Here is a 19,859-nt window from a genome sequence, read left to right on the forward strand (position 1 = left end):
GCCCCCCGCCCCCGCCCTAATTTTTGTTTCCCCCCCCCCGCTTGTGGGGCGCGTTGCCCCCCCCCCCCCCCCCCCAAACTCGTATCCGAACCCGAGCGCAGCGCTCTCAGTCCCAGACATCAGCAACAGAATTACCTTCGACAGCCCTGCGGCGTCCACAGCCCGAGCCCGTCGGGTATCGAAACAAGTTGTGTTGCAAGAATTGCGCCGCATTGCGCAGATGGCCGGGTCGGCAGACCGTTTCCGGTCCGACTCGAGGTCAGGACGAGCTTTGGCATTCGCGCCGAACGAATTGTTGTCTCGCCTGGTCGGGTGTCGAGTGTTCCAAACCACGGAATGAACTGCGCGGCAACTGATCCCGTGCCAGATGAGCTTTCCGCGCACCGGCCTCAGGACAGTTTCGCTTCGGGGGCGAAGGCGGGCAGTTTCTCGAGGCTGCTGCGGACGGCCTCAGAGCCGTACTCGAACATCTGCCGCTCGTAGTCGTCGACCGCGTTACGCAGATCGCGGTGGCCTTCGTCGGCCTCGATCAGGCAGCGGCGCAGCAGGTCCGCATCGCGCAGCGCGGTGTTCGCGCCGTTGCCGCCGGTCGGGGAGGTGGCGTGGATCGCGTCGCCGAGCAGCGTGACCGGGCCGGACGCCCAGCGGTCACCGGGCTTGACCACTCGGATCGAAAGCAGTGTGCTGTTGTCCGGGTCGGCCTGCTCGATCAGCGCGCGCAGCGCCGGGTGCCAGCCCTCCATCCTGGACAGCACGACGTCCTGCGCGGTCAGGTCCTCCAGCGGACTGTTCGGCGGCAGGATCATCGCCCAGCGCACGTAGTCGCCGATGTCGGGCAGCGTGACTTCGGGGGCCAATTGCTCGGCGGCCTGCTTCGGCGGGGTACGGAAGCGCATCGCGCCGAGCAGCAGGCTGACGCCGTCACCGGCGATCTTCGAGCCGAAAGCCTCGGACAGGCCGGCGAATTCGTCGGTCAGCGGGGTGCGGCCGATGACGAACCGGACGCCGGTGTCGGTCGGGGCGGTCTGCGGCGACAACACCCCGCGGACCGCGGAGGTGACGCCGTCCGCGCCGACGAGCAGGTCGGCGGTGGCCGGGTCGCGGCCGGCGAACCGGGCTCGGACCTTGCCGTCGGCCAGCACGTCGTAGCCGGTCAGCGCGGCATCGGTGTGCACGGTGAGACCGGTCAGAAACAGGTGTCGCAGCACCTGCCGGTCGACGACGATGCCGGTCCGGCCCGCGCCGAGCCTGCCGATCTCGTTCAGCCACGGGTCCAGAATCAGTTGTTCGGCGGAGGCGTCCATGACGATCTCGTCGAGCAGCGGATGCCAGCGCGTCGGCAGGCAGTTTCGCACCGCCTGGAAACCGATCGGATTCAGCACGAGCCGGTAGCCCTGGAACCGCGCGACGATCCCCGGGTCGCGCTCGAACACGTCGGCCTCGATCCCGGCATCACGCAGACCCTGCGCGAGAGCCAGACCTCCCAGACCGGCTCCGACAACGGAAACTCGCATCACGCACCTCCTGGACATCTACACGAACTTAGTTCGCTTTGACGATCTAAGTTCTACGCAACGAACTAAGTTCGTGTCAAGCTATAGTGGCCGGTATGCCCGCCGATCCCCGCCAACGCCGCGCAGCCCGCCACGCCCAACCCGCAGCGGAGACTGCCGCGCCGGCACCACGCAAGAAGCCCATCACCGTCGAACGGATCACCGACGCCGCCCTGGAGGTCGTCGCCACCGAGGGCTACGACGCGTTGACCATCCGCCGCGTCGCCACCGCGCTGGGCACCGGTCCGTCGTCGCTGTACGCGCACATCGTCAACAAGGACGACATCGATGATCTGCTGATCGGCAGGCTCTACGCCGAAGTCGCACTCCCCGAACCGAATTCGGACGCCTGGCGCGAACAGCTGCTCGAGGTGTACACGCAGATCCGCGACCTGTACCTGAAATACCCCGGAATCTCGCGGGCCGCGCTGGCCATGGTGTCGACCAACCTGGAAACGCTGCGGGTCGGCGAAGGAATCCTGGCGATCCTGCTCGCGGGTGGCATCGAACCGAGGACGGCCGGATGGGCCCGCGACGCGCTGTCGCTCTACGTCAGCGCCTACGCACTGGAACAGTCGCTGGTCCAGCAACGGCGCCGGCACCAGGATCAGGAATGGGTACTCAGCCACGAGGAGTTGCTGGACCGCTTCACCGCACTGCCCGCCGAGAAATTCCCACACACTCGACGCCACGCCGCCGAGCTGATCTCCGGCACCGGGCACGACCGCTTCGAGTTCACCCTCGGCCTGCTCATGAACAATCTGCGGCCCGCATCCAGTTGACCTGCGGCGTGCGGTGGCCATAGGACTCGACCGCCGGGGCGACAGCCCGATCCGGCCGACCGTGCACGAGCGCGCAATCAACACGCACGGGTCCGTCTTCAGTTGTCAGTCAAGGATATTGGGTACGGATACGCTCATGGGTCACCTCGATGACCTCGGACCAGCACACCGCCCAGCTGGTACTGGTGCGCGAGCCTTTGGACTGACGTCACCCGAGTCCACCGCTCTCGATCCTGGATAGTAGCAACAGAATTGAGCTGCATCGATCGGAGGTCCGTTTCCCTGCTGACCATTCCGGGTGCGGCGAACGTGGGGCAGCGCTGTCAGCTCGACGACGCTGGTTGCTCGCCCGGGAAAAGGATCGGGCCGATCAAGTACGGTCTGCGGCCCGGGCCGGGCTGGTTTGCCGCGAGCGGTGCGACGAGGTCGCGAAAGCCGGTGAGCATGCGGCCGAGTTCCTCGGGGCTGAGCCACAGCGTGGCTTGGCGGTAGCCGACCGAGTCGGCGACGGGGTCGGCATCGGGGTGATCGAGGTAGGCGTTGAACTCCGCGATCAGGACGGCCATGGCGGCCGCGAACCCTTGGCGGTGATCGTCCGCGGTCATCGCGCTGCTCGCCTCCGGGGAGACGGTCGGGCGATCGGATCGCAGTCGGTAGGAGCGTTCCACCGCGCCGCGCACGCGTCGCTCATCGCCGATCTCGAGCATTCCCCCCTCGGTGAGCAGGCCGATCTGCCGGTAGACGCTGGTCCGGGGCACATCGGGCATGCGGTCGCACAACTCTCCGGCGGTGCGCAATCGGCCGCCGGACAGTGCGTGGATGATGCGCAATCGCACCGGGTGGAGCAGCAACTCGGTCGGGTCCATTCCTCAACTATCCCATATCTGGTACCGTTCCCAAAGTTGGTACCGGCAGGAAGGGTGACCCTGATGCGGGATGTTCTTGGGCGTCGAATGACATTGAACGGCAACGAGATCTACTTCGAAGAGTCCGGCACCGGGAGCACCTGGGTGGTGTTCGAATCCGGTTCGGGCGCCGGGCGAACGCTCTGGGATCCGGTGGTGCCGCTCCTGGGCGACACCGCGCGCACCGTCGCCTACGACCGAGCCGGTCGTGGCCGTAGTGGCCGTCCCGCGGAACCGCAGACCATCGACGACATGGCGGCGACCCTGGTGGCGTTGGTCCAGGCGCTCGCGCCGGAGCGGGTGATCCTGGTGGGCCACAGCATGGGTGGGCTGATCGTGCGCCGCGCCGCGGAAACGCTGGCGCCGGCCGGGCTCGTCCTCATCGACCCGACACCGGAAAACGCTCCGAACTACGACAATTGGGCGCCGACTGTCCGAAAGACCGACCGTATCCTCGCTGTGCAGCAGGCATTGAGCCACTTCCCGCCGCTCATGCGGCTTTTGACCAGTTCCTACGGCCGCAAGTTCCCCGCCGACAGCTACGCGACCATGCTGGCCGAGGACTTCACGTCCGCCGGGCTCACCACAACCCGCCATGAGATAACAGCCGTCGCGGCGGCGATCGACGAATTCCGCCGCCGCCCACCAGAACCGCCGAAATCCGGCGTCATCGTGATCTCCGCGATCCACGCCGCCCGCTACCAGGCTCGCAATCTCGACCTCATGCGCGAATACCAGCGCCGATATGCCGCACAGGTCGGCGCGCAATACGAGGACGCCGTCTCCGAGCACATCATCCCCGCCGAGCGACCCGAGCAAGTCGCTGCCGCGGTTCGCCGACTGATAGACGCTGAAGCATCGCAGGAACAGTGATGGACAAAACGAAACTCCCCGCCGAGCTACATGGCCGGTCCCTACGCGCCGGTTGCTGACGAGATCAATTCGATCGCACTGGAAGTGAGCGGCGCTTTACCCACCGAGCTGGATGGACGGTACTTCCGCAACCCGAGGTGGCTCGGCGGGCTTATCGAGCCGTGACGAACCCCTGGGAGACCAGCCAGTCGCGGGCGACGGTGGCGGGTTCGGCGCCTTCGAGGTCGACCTTGCGGTTGAGTTCGGTGATCGTCTCATTGGTCAGCAAGCGTGAGATCGGCTCCATTACCGTGGCCACCTGGGGGTGTGCGTCGGCGAAGGATTTTCGCATCACCAGGGCCGCATTGTATTTGGGGAAGAAGCCGAGATCGTCGTCCAGAATGCGGAGGTCGAGGGCTTTGATGCGGCCGTCGGTGGTGGCGACCGAGCCGAACTGGCAGCCGCCGTTCGCGGTGGAGGTGTAGACCAGTGCGTCCTGCATGATCTGTTTGTGCACCTTGGCGGTGTCGATGCCGTACTTGCGGGCCATGCCGGGGAATCCGTCCTGGCGGACACTGAATTCGGTGCCCAGACAGGTGGGTCCGGTGCCGGGGTCGGTGTTCACGGCCCGCGCGTAGTCGGAGAGCGTCTTCGTCCCGGTCCGCTGTGCGCTTGCCGCGTTGGTGACCAGCGCGTAGGTGTTGTTCATCGGGGCGACGTCCGCCCACAGCATGCCGTGCGCGGCCAAGTCGGCGTCGCGTACCGCCTCGAACTGCTGCTGCGAGTCCGGAATCGGCGTCTCGTTGCCCAGATAGTTGATCCAGCCGGTGCCGGTGTAGTCGTAGGCGATGTCGACCTGCCCGTGCAGCTGGGCATCGCGCAAACTGTTGGACCCGGTGATGTTGGTGAGGTCACGCACTCGAGCACCTGCCGCGGTGAGCGCGAATTCGATGACATAGCCGAGAATGTTCTGCTCGGTGAAATCCTTGGACCCCACCGTGATCGCCACGCCCTGCAACCCCGGATCCGGCCGGATGCTGCCCGCTCCGACCTGCAATGGCACCGCCCCGCCGGATTCGAGCCCGCATCCCGCCACCAGCATCAGCCCGAGCGCGGCCAGCACCGCCGTCCATCGCCTCCTCATCGCAGGCCCCGTGGGCCGAGGAACTGTTCGGCGAGCGCTCCCAGCCAATCCACCAGCAGCGCGAGCGCCACCGCCAGCATCGCCCCCACCCACAGCGTCACGTTGTCCCGCAACTTGTATCCGGTATCGATGAGAATTCCCAGCCCACCCGCGCTGACCAGGAACGACAGCGTCGCCGTCCCCACCGCCAGCACCAGCGAGGTCCGCAGACCCGCGAGGATGTACGGCACGGCAAGCGGAAACTCGATGCGCCGCAACACCATAGCCGCGGACATCCCCTGTCCCCGCCCGGCATCCACCAGCGTGGGATCAACCTGCTGATACCCGAGAATGGTGTTCCGCAATACCGGCAGCAACCCGTAGAACGCGATCGGCGCCACCCCGACCCAGAACCCCGTCCGCTGGGTCAGCAGGTAGTACAGCACGATGAGCCCGATGGCCGGTGCGGCCGCACCGATATTGGCCATCCCCACGAAAAGCGGTGCCAGCCTGCGAAATCCGGGCCGGGTGAGCAAGGTCCCCAATGGAACCGCGACAGCGACGACGATGGCCACCACCGTCGCCGTGATCACGACATGCTGTCGGGTGACGGTCACGATATTCGCCGCATTCATACTCGCCTGCTGTGTGGCCGTCAGATCCCGATCGAACGCCCACACCAGCACCGCCACCCCGAGTCCCACCGCCAACGCCGGCTGCGCCACCAGCCGAATCAGCTCCGACCGCCGCTCGGTACTCGGCCCCCTCATGCCCGCTCGCCCGATTCCGCCACGCTGGAATCCTGTACCGCATCAGCGGGTTTCGCGGTGGCCCGGCCGCTCTCGGCGCGGGTGATGGAGAGGTGGGTGACGAGGGTGTCGATCGCGATCAAGCCTGCGTATTCGCCGTGATCGCCAGTGACCACGGCGTGGGCGGTGCTCTCGGTGAGCAGCATTTCCAGCGCCTCCTGCAGGGACGAGCGCAGGGCGACCGTGCCGGTGACCGGGTGTCCGGCTTCGCGCAGTGAGGGGGCGTGGGCCAGCTCCTCGGCCGAAACCCAGCGCAGGGGGCGGTGTTCCGCGTCCAGCACCAGGCCCCAGTGCCATTCCCGCTCGGCGAGGGCGTTGCGCAGGGGTTGCATCTCATCGGTCTCGGTGGCCGTCGGGCACTGCCCGAGTTCGACGTCCTCGACGCGGGTGAGCGTGAGCTGTTTGAGCCCGGCGTCCGCTCCGACGAATCCGGCGACGGTGTCGTCGGCGGGTGCGGCCAGGACGGCGGCCGGGGTGTCGTATTGCAACAGTCGGGAGCCGTTGCCCAGCACCGCGATTCGATCGCCGAGTTTGACGGCTTCGTTGAAATCGTGGGTGACGAAGACGATCGTCTTGTGCAGTTCGGCCTGCAGGCGCAGCAGTTCGTCCTGGAGGAGCCCGCGGGTGATCGGGTCGACCGCGCCGAACGGCTCGTCCATCAACAGGACGGGCGGGTCCGCGGCGAGTGCGCGTGCGACGCCGACGCGCTGCTGCTGACCGCCCGACAGCTGGCGCGGGTAGCGGCGGCGGAAGGTGCCCGGATCCAGGCCGACCAGGTCGAGCATCTCGTCCACGCGGGCGTTGATCTTCGCGCGCTTCCAGCCGAGCAGCGCGGGCACCGTAGCCACGTTGCGCGCCACCGTCTGATGCGGGAACAGCCCGGCCTGCTGGATCGAGTACCCGATCTGTCTGCGCAGCTGGTCCGGATCCTGACGACCGATATCACGCCCGTCGATGGTAATGGTGCCCGAGCTCGGTTCGATGAGCCGGTTGATCATGCGCATGATGGTGGTCTTGCCGCACCCCGACGGGCCGACGAACACCACGATCTCCCCGGCCGGAATGGTGATCGAGAATTCGTCGACCGCCGGATCCCGTTGCCCCGGATAGCGTTTGGTGACCGCGTCGACCACGATCCGCGCGCCATGTGGCACGTGTGCGGAATCTTTTGCCGCAGTGACGGTTTCAGTCACGAATTCCCCTCGGGGTAGTGAACCGGCCGACGCCGGCCAGCAGGGCGTCGAGCAGCAACGCCAGCACGATGATCAGCACCGTGCCGGTGAGGGCCTGCGGCACCGCGGTCGGGCTGCCCAGCCGGGCCAGCCCGGAGAAGATCAGGTTCCCCAGTCCGGGCCCCTTCGCGTAGGCGGCCATGGCCAGAATCCCCATGATCATCTGGGTGCTGACCCGCATCCCGGTGAGGATCGACGGCCACGCCAGCGGCAGTTCGATGCCGACCAGTACCCGCAGCCGGTTCATTCCGACCCCGCGCGCCGCGTCCGACACCGCCGGATCCACCCCGCCCAGCCCGATGATCGTATTGCGCAGGATCGGCAGCAGCGCGTACAGCACCAGCGCGACCACAGTCGGCCGCACGCCCAGCCCCAGTACCGGAATCAGCAAGCCCAGCAACGCGAACGACGGCACGGTGAGAATGATGCTGGCCAGCGCGGTCGCCAGCGCCGACCCCCACGGGCTGCGATGCACCGCGATCCCGATCAGCACCGCCAACGCGGTCGCGATCAGCATCGATTGCACCACCGCGGATACATGCAGATACGAGTCGGTGAGCAGCTGCCTGCGATGATCGACGACGAAATTCCAGAGCGTGCCCAGAAGCCCCCTCCTGCCTAGGAGTTCATCCCACAGTGTATTGATGCGAACCCCGCCTCGAGCCTTTTCGGCGGTCGACGAGACGATCAGTAGCAGTACGAAGGCCGCTGCGGTTGAACGGACTTCACTCGACGCGGTAGCGCAGCATCATCACTGTGTTGAAGTGCCGCGTCTCGGCCAATCGAAGCTGAATGCGCTTGTCCAGTGACGGGAAGAGCGGTGTGCCGCCGCCGAGCACGACGGGCGAGACGAACAGCTGGTACTCGTCGATGAGCCCGTGCGGCATCAGCGCGGCCGCGAGGCTCGCACCACCGACCTCCATGACGCCGTCTCCCGCGGCCTTGAGCCTGCGCACCTCCTCGACCGCGTTGGCACTGACCAGGGTGCTGTTCCAATGGACTTCGGTGAGCGTCCGGGAGAAGACGACCTTGGGCTTCTCCCGCCACAGCCCGCCGAATTCGCGCTCGATGCGTGGCGCGTCCTCTGGCAGGTGCGGCCAGTACGCGGCCATCACCTCGTACAGCCGACGACCGTGCAGCGAGACCTCGATCTCTCGGTACCTGTCGTTGTGGAACTGGTGCAACTCCTCGTCCGGGTCGGTCCAGTCGATGCTGCCGTCGCGGTCGTTGACGTAGCCGTCCACGGACACGCCGAACCCATAGATCAGTTTCCTCATGAAGGGTTAGACCTCCTGCGCGCTCGAAACTCATCGGTAGTCATCGCATCTCACCAAGAACCAAGGACAAGACGATCAGGGACTCTTCAGCCCGCCGCATGCCATTCCTCAGCGACACAGCCGTCCTCGTAATGCCACCACGACAGCCGCGAGCGCCGACGAGGCAATGCTGAGTCCAGCAAACACCCAGGAGATGATCTGTGCCGCCCGCACCGATCCGGGCATCGTCGTCGGATACGGCGGAACCTGACCGTAAGGCTGGTAGTCCTGATCGTTGGCGCCGATCGAACCTGCAGGAAATCAGGGGCGGAGCAGGGGACGTCCTTCGAGCGCGGCCTTCCAGAGGTTTTCCGAGGCATTTTCGGCGTCGCCGTCCAGGAACTCGGGCAATAGGGTGTCAGCCGCATCATCCGCGTCGGAGTGTTCGAGGTAGTCGCCCCCGGACAAGCGCAGCCGACGGGCCTTCAGATCATCGACGAAGATGACTTCGCCCCTGTCCCATGTTTCGAGCCACGCGCGCGCAGAGGCAGCACCGTTTACGACGACCACTCCCATGTCGGAGAGTTCCGTCATCAGCAGGCCCCCGACGGTGAGCGAGCCGCCGATGAACAGATTGCTGTCCATGAGGCACATCAGGTGCTGCGCGGTCACCGAGCCGGTGACAAACAGCGGCGTGTACACATCTGCGTTCAAGAAGCGCATCGGCCCGTCGACCGTCAGGTCGCCATCGATGACGTAAACGGTGTCCGGCGCCAGACCAGGGTCGTTCCCTATCGACAAAGGCCCGTCGATGGTGAGGTCACCCTGGTGAACGAAGAAGCACCCTGGTTCGTCCTCGAAGAGTTCTTCCAGGTCCTCCACGTGGTTGTCGCTGGCTTTGCAGATGTCGTAACGCTCTGCCGCCTCGGACAGCGGTACTGATTCCCAACGTGTGCACCACTGTTCGAAGGACACCTGACTCCTCGCGTTCTGTCCGATCCCGGTTGCTGTGCGGCACAGCAAAACCCATCCAGCGAGTCTTGCACACGACGTCACTCGACCGCATAGCTTCGGTACGTCAGCGGGCCGGCATCACCCAACTCCCGAATTGGGTTCTGAGCTTCAAACCCTGTTTCTGTCCCCAGCGCACAACACTGTCAGTCCGAGACAGCAGCTCACGCATCCTTCGCTACGGCCGGCCCGCCGCTTTCGCATTCAGAGGGAAGCGTTGTGGCATGAATGCTCGAGCATAGGCCATCGACGCCAATCCCTGTATCGCGCAACACGTTTCATACTCGCTGCGCGTCGGGGATGGTCGTTGCCCGAGGGGCGGTAGGGTTCGGGCGGTGGAAGGGATGACATCGATGAGACGACTGGCGGTTGCGGTGGGGGCGGCGATGGTGGTGGCCGCGGGGCAGTTCGGGGTGAGTGCGGCGCAGGACGATTCCGGAGCCTTGGATCGGCTGGTGGAGTTGATGAGCGAGCGGCTCGGTACCGCGGATACCGTCGCGGCGGTCAAATGGGCGGGGGCGGTGCGGGATGGGGGCGAGCCGATGATCGACGATCCGGGTCGTGAACAGGCGATCTATGATGCGATGACTCAGCTGGGGGCGGAGCGGAAGCTGCCTGCGGGGCTGGTCCGGCAGGTGTTCGAAGGTCAGATCGAGGCTAGCAAGATCGTCCAGCGTGGGCTGGTGACCGAGTGGCGGTATGGGCTGGCGACGGCGCCGGCGCCCGCGACGGATCTGGCCGGGGTACGGCCGGTGATCGATGGCCTCAATGTCGCGATCATCGACGAATTGGATAGAGAGCGGACCGAATTGACGCGCTCCGACTGTCCGGCGCGAGTCGCCGCCGGGATGCTCGCTGTCGCCGGGCACGACAATCTCGACGCTCTCCACGCGGCGGCGCTCGTGCGCGCGTCGACTCCACTGTGTGGGAGCTGACATATGCCCCCCAGCACAGAGACGTCACCCCGATAGGGACTGCCCCAACCAGCATCCGAATTCGGCTGCCGAGCAACAGCGTTCGTGGCAACTCAGTCGAGACAGAATTCGTTGCCCTCGATGTCCTGCATCACGAGGCACGACTCGTTGACGCCATCGGCGCGCAGTAGTCGCAGGCGTACCGCGCCGAGCGTGACCAGCCGTGCGCACTCGGCCTCGAGTGCGGCCAAGCGCTCTTCACCCACGAGCCCAGTGCCGACTCGCACGTCGAGATGCACCCGATTCTTGGTGATCTTCCCTTCGGGCACACGCTGAAAGAACAGTCGCGGGCCCACACCTGAGGGATCAACACATGCGAACGCTGAACCCTGATGCTCGGGCGGCAGGGAGGAATTGAAATCGGCCCAACTGGCAAACCCCTCCGGTGGCGGCGGAATGACATACCCCAGCACATCGCACCAGAAACGAGCGACACGCTCAGGCTCTGCGCAGTCGAAGGTGACCTGGATCTGTTTGACCGACGCCATCGGTTCACCATAGCGGCAGGGGCCTTGGCCGCCTCGGCAGCAGCCCTACCCGACGCGGCCCTACCTTCGCCATGCCATCCAACGTGCGTGGCGTTCAACGGATTCCGCGCCGCGACCGCTGCCTACCGCCGCCTCGCCCGTAGCGCACTCCTCGCAGTGGTACCCGCGCCCGAAGGTCGGCGAGAACGTCTGGGGCGACTATGAATTGGGATTCGGCCGAGTCGGTGCCGTCGTCGACCAGGACTCGGTACTCGTGGTCGACGACGGGTTCGACGGTGATTCGGGGGTTGGTCATCGGGACAGGGGGCTATAGAAAACCAAGCCGTTGCCCTTGTTGTCGTAGACGACGGCGCGGCGTTCGTGGGCATCGTCGTAGGGCCCCTTGACGATGCCGCCGCCGCTGGCCTCGATGGCCTTGGCGGCCGCGTCCACGTCCGCGGTTTTGATGCCGACGACTACCTGGCCGTGGATAGGGTGGTCGACCGCGCTGGCGAGGGCGAGGGTGACGGGGCCGCCGTTGAGGGCGGCGAAGTGGGCGCCGTCGCGGAACTTCAGCGGCATGCCGAGGGTTTCGGTGTAGAAATCGATGGATTCATCGAGGTTGTCGGTGGACAGGATGATCATCTTGACTTCGTGATCGCTCATGGCTGCCTCCTGTGGGCGAGGTGGTGGCGCGCCCGGAATGCCCGGGTTCGGTCGCCCACCATGATGGCTGCTCCGCGCCGCCGGAGATCGCCAATACACGCCGCCGCCCACTGAGTGGGCCTCGTACCTCGCTGCCACAGACGTGGCAAATGTCCAATTTCCGCCATGCTCTTTTGTTTCACGAAATCAACTTTTATAGTTGATTCATGGAAGCAAACAAAGATCAGGTTTCGCGATTGGCCCGCAGCACCGCACGATTCGCGGAAGCCATGCGGCAGGGCACTTCTCGCGCCTACGACCCGGTCCGGGTCGGCGTGCTGCAGTGCGCGGCCGAGTCCGGGCCGCTGCGGGCCGGGGAGATCGCCGAATGCCTGGACGCGTTGCCGTCTTCCATCACCCGGCATGTCCAGGCGCTGACCGACTCCGGGCTGGTCAGCACCTCCCCCGATCCGGCGGATCGGCGGGCGGTGCTGGTCGAGGCCACCGAGGCGGGGCGGGCCGAGCTCGCGCAGTTCCTGGAGATCGGCGACCAGGTCTTCGGCGAGGTGATCGCCGACTGGTCCGCCGAGGATGTCGACACGCTCACCCGGCTGCTCGATCGCATGATCGAGGCCTGGGCCGCGGCGGGTGCACACCAGCAGCAGCGGGCGAGCCGCAAACGCCCGGGCCGATTCGGCTGGAGCCGGATCTGACCTCAGGAGAGGACCCATTGCCATGGCCACCAACACACCCCTGCACGTGATCATCGCCGGCGGCGGCATCGGCGGGCTGGCGCTCGCCAACGGCCTGCGCCGCGCCGGCGTGAGCGTCAGCGTGCACGAACGCGAAACCCAGCGCACCGACCGGCTGCAGGGCTTCCGTATCCACATCAACCCGCACGGCAGCAATGCCCTGGCGGAACTGCTGTCGCCGGAGCTGTATTCGACCTTCACCGCATGTGCGGGCAAGGGCGGCAACGGGTTCGGTTTCGTCACGGAACAATTGCGGGAACTGCTCCAGATCGATCCGGAGGAGGGTGCGCACACCGCCGGCGGGCACTACGGCATCAGCCGGATCACCCTGCGGCAGCTGCTGCTCGCCGAGCTGGGCGACGTCGTCCACTACGGCAGCATGTTCGACCGCTATGAGCGGCTGCCCGACGGCCGGATCCGCGCCCATTTCGGCCACGGCGACTCCGAGATCGGTGATGTCCTGGTCGGCGCGGACGGCGGCACCTCCCGGGTACGGGCGCAATACCTCCCACAGGCCGAGCGCGTGGACACCGGAATCGTCACCATCGCAGGCAAATACGGCCTGACACCGGAATCGCGGGCCCGCCTGGACGCCCGGCTGCTGCGCAATCCGCTCAGCGTCATCCCGCCCAGCGGCTGCGGAATGTTCCTCGCCCCACACGAATTCGACATCCCCGCCGGTGCCGAATTCATCGCCGGGAACCAGCCCGGCCTCGAGCCCGGGCTGCTCCTCGACAACACCCAGCCGTACGTGTTCTGGGCCTTCGCCGCCAAACGCGAACGCTACGGCGCCGACGTGGAGGCGCTCTCGCCTGTCGGCCTGCACGATCTAGCCGTGCGCATGACCACGGGGTGGGCACCCGAATTGCGGTCGCTGGTAGCCGATTCCGATCCGGAGACCGCCACCCTGCTGCCGATCAAGACCTCGGTCCCGATCCCGGCCTGGCAGACCACGAATGTCACGCTGCTCGGCGATGCGGTGCACAGCATGACCCCGTTCGCCGGTATCGGCGCGAATACCGCACTGCGCGACGCCCGGGGGCTGTGCCGCGCACTGGTGGCCGCCGAACGTCGTGAGCTCGGACTGCTCGAGGGCATCCACCGCTACGAATCAGACATGATCGACTACGGCTTCGCGGCGGTGCGGACCTCGCTGACCGCGGCCACCCAGTCGGTGTCCGACAGCCGGTTCGCGCGCGGCGCAGGCAAACTCGTCTTCCGCACCGCCAACGCGGTGCCCGCCATGAAGCGAAAGATGTTCGCCGACTTGGGTGCCGAGTGATAGCTGCCGTGCATGTGCCGCCCGCCTGCCGAGCGGGTGGCACATGCGGATCACCACCCTCTAATGTCCAAAGTCCAACGCGCACATGACATTCAGAAGGCTCGCAGATTGCTGAACCAGCGGAGACGTCCCAGCCGGAAGTAATTTGAATGAAACATTCCCTTTCAATTTCCCAATCCGAACCTTGCCCGGTAGTGTGCCGTCGTCGCCTCCGCGATCGCGAAACCCCTGTTCTGGCAATGGAGTTCGAGTGCTGGAAATTCACCACTTCAGCTACGGTTGGATCACCCCCGTACTGGCGTACATCATGTCCGTGACCGGATCCCTGCTCGGTCTGCGGTGTACGGCACGGGCCCGGTCCGGGGACGGACGCAGCGGCTGGCTCATCTCGGCGGCCGTGGCCATCGGCGGCACCGGCATCTGGGTGATGCACTTTGTCGCCATGCTGGGCTTCACCATCCGCGGTGCGGTGGTCAAGTACAACGTGCCGCTCACCCTGCTCAGCGCCGTCATCTCGGTCACCGTGGTGTGGATGGGCCTGTTCATCGTGGCCCGCGAGCCATTCGGCCGCTTGTCGCTGTTCGCGGGCGGCGCGGTCACCGGGCTCGGCGTCGGCGCCATGCACTACTCGGGCATGTACGCCATGCGGTCCGACGCCATGATCGACTACAACGCGGGCATCGTCACGCTGTCCATGGTGATCGCGGTGGTCGCGGCCACCGTGGCGCTGTGGTTCACGCTGGTCATCACCGGCATCTGGGCCACCATCGGCGCGGCCCTGATCATGGGTGTCGCGGTCTGCGGCATGCACTACACGGGCATGGCCTCGATGAGCGCGCACCACATGGACAATCCGGCCACCCCGCGGGGCGCGGGCCCGATGGAATTGCTGGCCCCGCTGATGATCAGCGTCAGCATGGTGACGCTCGTCCTGCTCATTCACGTCGGCCTCACCGAGGTGGACGAACGCTCCATGATGCCCGAACCGGAACGGCCCGAGCCGGCGCGCGCGGGCTGGTCGCTGCGAGCGGTCTCGGCGGTGGCCGACACCCGCGGCTCCGGCCAGGATGAGCCCGGTCCCCGCGACTACCGGACCGCGGGCCTGTACGCACCGGCCACCGACTATCAGGCGCCCGGCCGCCACGAGATGCCCCCGCCCGGCGACTGGCGTTCGGACCAGTTCTACCCGGCGGCCGGCGGCCCGGCGGCGCGCCCCGATCGGAATCCGGTTCCGCCGCAGCGCAGTACCCGCTACTCATAGCCGAACCCGCCCGACTGTGGGCAATCTCCATTCTCAGCCGGGCAGGCTGAGAATTGCCGACCCGGTTCGCTGAGAATCCGGTTCCGGTGTTCGACTTTGGGGCACATCGGCAGCAAACTGACTGCCGTGGAGCACCACCAGCTGGAGTTGATCTTCGCGGTCCTGTTCGCGACCATCCTGGCCCAGCCGCTCGGACGGCGGCTGGGCCAGGCCCCGGCGGTCCTCATGACCGCCTTCGGCGTGGTGCTGGCCCTGATTCCGCAGGTGCCGAATATCGAGATCGATCCCGAACTCATCCTGCCGCTGGTGCTGCCTCCCCTGCTGTATGCGGCCGCGCGGCGCACCTCCTGGCGGCAGTTCGCCGAGAACTGGGTGGCCATCAGCCTGCGCGCGGTGGTGCTGGTCATCGTGACCACGGCGGCCGTGGCCTGGGCCTTTCACCTCTGGTATCCGGCCGTGCCGATCGGTGCCGCGGTGGCGCTCGGCGCCCTGGTCGCGCCACCGGATCCGGTGGCGGTCTCGGCGCTGGCCGGCAAGCTGGGCTTGCCCCGGCGTCTGGTCGCGGTGCTCGAGGGCGAGGGGCTGTTCAACGACGTGACCGCGATCGTCCTCTACACGGCGGCGATTCAGGCCGTGGTGACCGGTTCCTTCTCGGCCTGGGGCGCATTCCGCGATTTCCTGGTGTCGGCGCTGGTCGGGGCGTTGGTCGGGCTGCTGTTCGGCTGGGCCGGAAGCAAACTCATGCAGCGGCTGGACGAGGCCCCGTGGCGGGTGGCGCTGGGGCTGCTGCTGCCGTTCGCCGCCTACGGGCTCTCGGAGTCACGGGGCGGGTCGGCGGTGCTGGCGGTGCTGGTCTGCTCGATGTATCTCACCCATGCCGCAACCGATTTCAGTGACAGCGACTACCGGCTGGTCGGCGACTCCTTCTGGGAGATCACCGAGATGCTGGTCACCGGTTTCGCTTTCGGCCTGATCGGACTCGAGCTGAGCACGGTACTGCGCGACGCCGGACCCGACTGGCCGCGCTTCATCGGCGGGGCGGTGGTGATCATCGCGGTGGTGGTGGGGTTGCGGCTGATCTGGCTGCTGACCACGACCGTGATCTTCCGATCCTGGTGGCGCACCCGCGACAAGGACGAGCCCCACACCTGGCGCGAGACCGTGGTGACCTGGTGGGCGGGCATGCGCGGGGTCGCCACGGTGGCGCTGGCCCTGGCCGTACCGTTCACCACCGACAGCGGACAACCGTTCCCGGGCCGCACCGAAATCCTGTTCACCGCCATCGCGGTCGTGCTGTTCACGCTGCTGCTACAGGGCCCGACCCTGCCCGCCGTGGTGCGGGCGACCGGCGTGCACGCCGACACCGGCACCGAGCGTGCCTTCGAACGCCAGCTCTGGACCCGGGTGCTGGAGGCCGAACTGGCCCGGCTCGAGGAGATCTCGGAGACCGAGCACCTCCCCGCGGAGGTCTACGACCGGCTGCGCACGGGATTCGAACGCCGTCTGGCCCAGGCGGATCCGGAGGCCGCCGGGGACAATCCCCGGACCCACACCGATCGCACGCTGGCCTTCACCACGAAGATGCGCTCCATCACCAATGAGGTGCTGGAGGCGGGCCGGGCCGAGGCGCTGGCAGCGCGCCGCGAACCGGGGATACCGCCCGATGTGGTGGACCGCGTCATGCGCCGGCTCGATCTGCGCCGGTAACCGACCGCTGCCCGGTCCGGCCCAGCTTCACCAGGACGGCGACGAATTCCCGCAGGAAGGATTTCCGGGTCAGCAGCCGGGAGGTACGCGCCCCGGTGACCTGAGCGCGCAGCCCCAGCCGCCGGGCCAGCCCGGCCGTCCGCAACACGTGAAAGTCACTGGTGACCACGGTTATTCGCACCTGCTCCGGATCCATGCCGCGCCCGCGTAGCTCCCGGACGGTGAACCGCAGATTCTCCTCGGTATTGCGGGACCGGTTCTCGCGCATGATGCGGTCGTCCGGAATGCCCTGCGCCACAAGATAATCAGCCATCGCCTCGGCCTCGGCCACGGTTTCGGGCCCGCTCTGCCCGCCCGACACCACCAGCAGCGGTGTACGCCCCCGGCGGCGTTCCTCTCCCACCACCTCGAGCGTCCGGTTCAGCCGTCTGGCAAGCATCGGTGCAACCCGATCGTGGCGCAGCCGGCAACCGAGCACGACCACCACGTCCGCGCCAGGCCGCGGGGAAAGCCGCGCACGACCGACCGTATAGCCGGTGAACCCGAGAAACGGCACCAGCACCACGGTTCCCGCCAGCGCCAGCACCACTCGCCATCGTCGCATCCCGCCTGTACCTCCTGCTCCGCGCCGAGTCGGCACTGTTCGAGCGGCCTGCCACAAGCCCGGGTGAACAGTACTTCCCGCGCCGGCGGCGAGGCCGGGCGGCAGCGGATTCGGCCAGAAAGCGAAGACGTAGGCAGGTCGCGCACCGCTCAGTGTTTCGCGTGGTCACGCTCCGTTCCCGCGACGAGCCGTGGGGCTTCCACCGAGATCGCACCCGCATCGGCGAGCGCGCGGTCGGCCGATGTGTCCTTGAGCTCGACCCCCGACCGGCCGAGCCGACGAGCACCATCGACCAACCCCGCGACGACCTGAGCCGCACGCGCGTACGAGAGCCCTTCGGGGGGATGAATATTCGAGATGCAGTTACGCTCGGAATCGAATCGTCCGGGTCGCGGGCAATGGGTGAGATAGATCCCGAGACTGTCGGCGACCGACAGCCCGGGCCGCTCCCCGATCAACACCAGCACCGTCCGCACATCGAGCGCCGCACCGATGTGATCTCCCAGCGCCACCCGGGCCTGCGTGGCGATCACCGGCGGAGCGAGCGTGTATCGCCCCTCGAACGCCGCGAGCAACGCCGCGAGCATCGGAACCCCGTGATCGGCGAGCGCCTTCGACGAAAGTCCGTCCGCCAGAACGAAACCCACGTCCGCCCCGCTGTGCGGCACCGCCGGGTCATCGGTTTCGGGCAGCCGCCCGAGATCCGGACGCCGCAGGTATTCCGAGCGATCACTCGCCCTGCTGCGCACGTGCACCGGCTCGCCGATCCCGAGACCCCTCACCTCGGCGGCCAGGGCCGCGATATCGAGCGGACTGTGCACGGCATCGCGGGCCGCGGCATGGGCCGCCCGGAACTCGAGCACCTCCGCGGTGGACAGCGCGTCCCCGGTACGCCCGAGCCCGATCCGCGCCTGTGTGCTGCGCCGCAGTCCGTCCCAGAACGCTTGCGCGGCAATATCCTCGGTGCGGCGGATCGGGCGCACGGGTTCGATCGGGCTCACTGGTCTCCCTCCGGGTACGGGCCGGCGTTGTCGGCGACTCCGATCGGCGCCACCGGACGAGCCTCGGCGATCCGAGTTCCAATCCTGTTCGCGCAGAATCGCTTTCTCGTAGGGGTAACCCGCGAGGTGGCGCCGAGGCTCACGCCGCCCCCTTGGCAGCCAGCGCCCGCAGCGGGGAGGACAGGGGCTCGGCGGGCAGAATGCGGCCGGTCGAGTCCATCATGCCGAGACCGTCGAGCCAGGCGGCGAATTCGGGGGCGGGGCGGAGATCGAGGATCTGCCGGGCATAGAGGGCGTCGTGGTAGGCGAGGCTCTGGTAGCCGAGCATGACGTCGTCGGCGCCGGGGACCGCGATGACGAAGGGGCAGCCCGCGGCGGCCAGCAGGGTGAGCAGGGTGTCCATGTCGTCCTGGTCGGCTTCGGCGTGATTGGTGTAGCAGACGTCGACGCCCATGGGGAGGCCGAGAAGCTTGCCGCAGAAGTGGTCCTCGAGGCCGGCGCGGATGATCTGCTTGCCGTCGTAGAGGTATTCGGGGCCGATGAAACCGACCACCGTATTGATCAGGAATGGGTCCAGGTCGCGGGCGATGGCGTAGGCGCGGACCTCGAGGGTCTGCTGGTCGACCGGCTTGCCGCCGGCGCCCAGGTGCGCGCCCGCCGAAAGCGCCGAGCCCTGACCGGTTTCCAGGTACATGACGTTGTCGCCCACGGTCCCGCGACGCAGCGACCGGCCCGACTCGTTGGCCTCGCGCAGCAGCGAGATGGTCACGCCGAAGCCCGAATTCGCGCCCTGGGTGCCCGCGATGGACTGGAACACCAGATCCACCGGCGCTCCCGCCTCGATGAGCCCGAGCGTGGTGGTGACGTGCGACAGCACACACGACTGCGTCGGAATCTCGAAGCGCTGCCGCACCTCCTCGAGCAGGTACAGCAGATCCGCCGTGGCCTGCGGCGAATCGGTGGCCGGATTGATGCCGATCACCGCGTCCCCGCACCCCAGCAGCAGCCCGTCCAGCACCGCCGCGGCGATCCCGCGTGGATCATCGGTCGGATGGTTGGGCTGCAATCGCGTGGCGAGCGTGCCCGGCACCCCGATGCTGGTCCGGAATCCGGAGCGCACCTCGGCCGCCCGCGCGACCGCGATCAGGTCCTGATTGCGCATGAGTTTGCTGACGGCCGCGACCATCTCGGGCGTGAGCCCGGGTGCGACGGCCCGCAGGGTGACCGCGGCATCGGGCCGGGCGGCCACCGCGAGCAGCCAGTCCCGCAGCCCGCCTACCGTCAGATGCGAAATCGCCTGGAACGCACCGCGATCGTGCCCGTCGATGATCAACCGCGTGACCTCGTCGGTCTCGTACGGCACCACCGGCTCCTCCAGGAAGACGCCCAGCGACACCTCGGCCAGCGCCCACTGCGCTGCCGCCCGCTCGGCGTCGGAGTGCGCCGCGCAGCCCGCCAGTTCGTCCCCGCTGCGCCGCGGTGTGGCCTTGGCCAGCAGTTCGACCAGCCCGTCGAAGGTGTAGGTGCTGCCGCCCAGGCGCTGATGGAAGATCACCCTGCCGATGGTCCGGGCCCATATTGCCGGTCGGTAACCACCGCTTTCCCCCGGCATTACTGCGCGTTACGCGTGGCGGACTGCCGCG

The 19,859-nt window shown here is 67.2% G+C and carries 21 protein-coding genes; 7 read left to right on the forward strand and 14 right to left on the reverse strand.

Annotation, left to right across the window (positions count from 1 at the left end):
• Positions 1–389: 389 nt before the first annotated feature.
• The gene (locus ABZV44_RS16925) at positions 390–1,514 is read right to left on the reverse strand and encodes an FAD-dependent monooxygenase (RefSeq protein ID WP_354836904.1); all 1,125 of its coding nucleotides are present in this window, start codon (positions 1,512–1,514) and stop codon (positions 390–392) included.
• 95 nt (positions 1,515–1,609) lie between these two features.
• Here ABZV44_RS16925 and ABZV44_RS16930 point away from each other — a divergent pair, with 95 nt between their 5' ends.
• Entirely contained in the window at positions 1,610–2,335 is a 726-nt protein-coding gene (locus tag ABZV44_RS16930) for a TetR/AcrR family transcriptional regulator (protein WP_354836906.1), read from the forward strand.
• A gap of 323 nt (positions 2,336–2,658) precedes the next feature.
• On the opposite strand, the gene ABZV44_RS16935 is transcribed toward ABZV44_RS16930, so the two are convergent.
• Positions 2,659–3,201 carry a helix-turn-helix domain-containing protein gene (locus tag ABZV44_RS16935; RefSeq protein ID WP_354836908.1) on the reverse strand — a complete coding sequence of 181 codons (543 nt, stop codon included), beginning with the start codon at positions 3,199–3,201 and terminating at the stop codon, positions 2,659–2,661.
• Positions 3,202–3,264: 63 nt separating this feature from the next.
• On the opposite strand from ABZV44_RS16935, the gene ABZV44_RS16940 reads away from it, so the two are divergent.
• Positions 3,265–4,113: an alpha/beta hydrolase gene (locus ABZV44_RS16940; protein ID WP_354836910.1), complete on the forward strand. Its 849-nt coding sequence runs from the start codon at positions 3,265–3,267 to the stop codon at positions 4,111–4,113.
• A 151-nt stretch (positions 4,114–4,264) separates the two neighbouring features.
• On the opposite strand, the gene ABZV44_RS16945 is transcribed toward ABZV44_RS16940, so the two are convergent.
• The 6 genes from ABZV44_RS16945 to ABZV44_RS16970 all read right to left on the reverse strand — a co-directional run bounded on the left by ABZV44_RS16945 (position 4,265) and on the right by ABZV44_RS16970 (position 9,487).
• The gene (locus ABZV44_RS16945; protein ID WP_354836912.1) at positions 4,265–5,236 is read right to left on the reverse strand and encodes a glycine betaine ABC transporter substrate-binding protein; all 972 of its coding nucleotides are present in this window, start codon (positions 5,234–5,236) and stop codon (positions 4,265–4,267) included.
• Entirely contained in the window at positions 5,233–5,985 is a 753-nt protein-coding gene (locus ABZV44_RS16950) for an ABC transporter permease subunit (RefSeq protein WP_354836914.1), read from the reverse strand. Before ABZV44_RS16950 ends, ABZV44_RS16945 begins: the two co-directional genes overlap by 4 nt.
• Positions 5,982–7,217, reverse strand: coding sequence for an ATP-binding cassette domain-containing protein (locus ABZV44_RS16955; protein WP_354836916.1), 1,236 nt, complete (start codon positions 7,215–7,217; stop codon positions 5,982–5,984). The genes ABZV44_RS16950 and ABZV44_RS16955 overlap by 4 nt, the downstream gene beginning before the upstream one ends.
• Positions 7,210–7,860, reverse strand: a complete 651-nt coding sequence (locus ABZV44_RS16960) for an ABC transporter permease (protein ID WP_354837086.1) — start codon at positions 7,858–7,860, stop codon at positions 7,210–7,212. The genes ABZV44_RS16955 and ABZV44_RS16960 overlap by 8 nt, the downstream gene beginning before the upstream one ends.
• A 121-nt stretch (positions 7,861–7,981) precedes the next feature.
• Positions 7,982–8,533 carry a dihydrofolate reductase family protein gene (locus tag ABZV44_RS16965; RefSeq protein WP_354836918.1) on the reverse strand — a complete coding sequence of 184 codons (552 nt, stop codon included), beginning with the start codon at positions 8,531–8,533 and terminating at the stop codon, positions 7,982–7,984.
• Between the two features lie 300 nt (positions 8,534–8,833).
• On the reverse strand, positions 8,834–9,487 hold the full coding sequence (locus ABZV44_RS16970) for a hypothetical protein (protein ID WP_354836921.1): 654 nt from the start codon (positions 9,485–9,487) through the stop codon (positions 8,834–8,836).
• Positions 9,488–9,909: 422 nt separating this feature from the next.
• On the opposite strand from ABZV44_RS16970, the gene ABZV44_RS16975 reads away from it, so the two are divergent.
• The gene (locus ABZV44_RS16975) at positions 9,910–10,458 is read left to right on the forward strand and encodes a chorismate mutase (protein WP_354836923.1); all 549 of its coding nucleotides are present in this window, start codon (positions 9,910–9,912) and stop codon (positions 10,456–10,458) included.
• Between the two features lie 92 nt (positions 10,459–10,550).
• Here ABZV44_RS16975 and ABZV44_RS16980 read toward each other — a convergent pair whose 3' ends face one another.
• The 3 genes from ABZV44_RS16980 to ABZV44_RS16990 form a co-directional block, all read right to left on the reverse strand.
• Entirely contained in the window at positions 10,551–10,985 is a 435-nt protein-coding gene (locus ABZV44_RS16980) for a VOC family protein (protein WP_354836925.1), read from the reverse strand.
• A 94-nt stretch (positions 10,986–11,079) separates the two neighbouring features.
• The gene (locus tag ABZV44_RS16985) at positions 11,080–11,280 is read right to left on the reverse strand and encodes a hypothetical protein (RefSeq protein WP_354836927.1); all 201 of its coding nucleotides are present in this window, start codon (positions 11,278–11,280) and stop codon (positions 11,080–11,082) included.
• The gene (locus tag ABZV44_RS16990; RefSeq protein ID WP_354836929.1) at positions 11,277–11,630 is read right to left on the reverse strand and encodes a VOC family protein; all 354 of its coding nucleotides are present in this window, start codon (positions 11,628–11,630) and stop codon (positions 11,277–11,279) included. Before ABZV44_RS16990 ends, ABZV44_RS16985 begins: the two co-directional genes overlap by 4 nt.
• Before the next feature lie 206 nt (positions 11,631–11,836).
• Here ABZV44_RS16990 and ABZV44_RS16995 point away from each other — a divergent pair, with 206 nt between their 5' ends.
• From ABZV44_RS16995 to ABZV44_RS17010, 4 genes are all read left to right on the forward strand, one after another.
• Complete coding sequence (locus tag ABZV44_RS16995; protein WP_354836932.1) at positions 11,837–12,322, forward strand: MarR family transcriptional regulator; 486 nt, start codon at positions 11,837–11,839, stop codon at positions 12,320–12,322.
• 22 nt (positions 12,323–12,344) lie between these two features.
• Entirely contained in the window at positions 12,345–13,643 is a 1,299-nt protein-coding gene (locus tag ABZV44_RS17000) for an FAD-dependent monooxygenase (RefSeq protein WP_354836935.1), read from the forward strand.
• 250 nt (positions 13,644–13,893) lie between these two features.
• On the forward strand, positions 13,894–14,904 hold the full coding sequence (locus ABZV44_RS17005) for an MHYT domain-containing protein (protein WP_354836937.1): 1,011 nt from the start codon (positions 13,894–13,896) through the stop codon (positions 14,902–14,904).
• Between the two features lie 126 nt (positions 14,905–15,030).
• Entirely contained in the window at positions 15,031–16,611 is a 1,581-nt protein-coding gene (locus tag ABZV44_RS17010) for a Na+/H+ antiporter (protein ID WP_354836939.1), read from the forward strand.
• On the opposite strand, the gene ABZV44_RS17015 is transcribed toward ABZV44_RS17010, so the two are convergent.
• The 3 genes from ABZV44_RS17015 to ABZV44_RS17025 all read right to left on the reverse strand — a co-directional run bounded on the left by ABZV44_RS17015 (position 16,583) and on the right by ABZV44_RS17025 (position 19,771).
• Positions 16,583–17,215, reverse strand: a complete 633-nt coding sequence (locus tag ABZV44_RS17015) for a YdcF family protein (protein WP_354836941.1) — start codon at positions 17,213–17,215, stop codon at positions 16,583–16,585. The two genes, ABZV44_RS17010 and ABZV44_RS17015, sit on opposite strands and share 29 nt — an antisense overlap.
• 149 nt (positions 17,216–17,364) lie before the next feature.
• A complete protein-coding gene (gene eutC, locus ABZV44_RS17020) occupies positions 17,365–18,216 on the reverse strand; it encodes an ethanolamine ammonia-lyase subunit EutC (protein WP_354836943.1) in 852 nt (283 codons plus the stop codon).
• A gap of 139 nt (positions 18,217–18,355) precedes the next feature.
• Positions 18,356–19,771, reverse strand: coding sequence for an ethanolamine ammonia-lyase subunit EutB (locus ABZV44_RS17025; protein ID WP_354836945.1), 1,416 nt, complete (start codon positions 19,769–19,771; stop codon positions 18,356–18,358).
• Positions 19,772–19,859 lie beyond the last annotated feature (88 nt).

The sequence above is a fragment of the Nocardia sp. NPDC004860 genome (genome assembly GCF_040609015.1).
In the GTDB taxonomy this organism is placed as follows: Bacteria; Actinomycetota; Actinomycetes; order Mycobacteriales; family Mycobacteriaceae; genus Nocardia.

Excerpts from the sequence above, each read along its gene's own strand:
- ABZV44_RS16925 (WP_354836904.1), bottom strand. The coding sequence starts at position 1,514 with ATGCGAGTTTCCGTTGTCGGAGCCGGTCTGGGAGGTCTGGCTCTCGCG.
- ABZV44_RS16930 (WP_354836906.1), top strand. The coding sequence starts at position 1,610 with ATGCCCGCCGATCCCCGCCAACGCCGCGCAGCCCGCCACGCCCAACCC.
- ABZV44_RS16935 (WP_354836908.1), bottom strand. The coding sequence starts at position 3,201 with ATGGACCCGACCGAGTTGCTGCTCCACCCGGTGCGATTGCGCATCATC.
- ABZV44_RS16940 (WP_354836910.1), top strand. The coding sequence starts at position 3,265 with ATGCGGGATGTTCTTGGGCGTCGAATGACATTGAACGGCAACGAGATC.
- ABZV44_RS16945 (WP_354836912.1), bottom strand. The coding sequence starts at position 5,236 with ATGAGGAGGCGATGGACGGCGGTGCTGGCCGCGCTCGGGCTGATGCTG.
- ABZV44_RS16950 (WP_354836914.1), bottom strand. The coding sequence starts at position 5,985 with ATGAGGGGGCCGAGTACCGAGCGGCGGTCGGAGCTGATTCGGCTGGTG.
- ABZV44_RS16965 (WP_354836918.1), bottom strand. The coding sequence starts at position 8,533 with ATGAGGAAACTGATCTATGGGTTCGGCGTGTCCGTGGACGGCTACGTC.
- ABZV44_RS16975 (WP_354836923.1), top strand. The coding sequence starts at position 9,910 with ATGGTGGTGGCCGCGGGGCAGTTCGGGGTGAGTGCGGCGCAGGACGAT.
- ABZV44_RS16980 (WP_354836925.1), bottom strand. The coding sequence starts at position 10,985 with ATGGCGTCGGTCAAACAGATCCAGGTCACCTTCGACTGCGCAGAGCCT.
- ABZV44_RS16985 (WP_354836927.1), bottom strand. The coding sequence starts at position 11,280 with ATGACCAACCCCCGAATCACCGTCGAACCCGTCGTCGACCACGAGTAC.
- ABZV44_RS16990 (WP_354836929.1), bottom strand. The coding sequence starts at position 11,630 with ATGAGCGATCACGAAGTCAAGATGATCATCCTGTCCACCGACAACCTC.
- ABZV44_RS16995 (WP_354836932.1), top strand. The coding sequence starts at position 11,837 with ATGGAAGCAAACAAAGATCAGGTTTCGCGATTGGCCCGCAGCACCGCA.
- ABZV44_RS17000 (WP_354836935.1), top strand. The coding sequence starts at position 12,345 with ATGGCCACCAACACACCCCTGCACGTGATCATCGCCGGCGGCGGCATC.
- ABZV44_RS17015 (WP_354836941.1), bottom strand. The coding sequence starts at position 17,215 with ATGCGACGATGGCGAGTGGTGCTGGCGCTGGCGGGAACCGTGGTGCTG.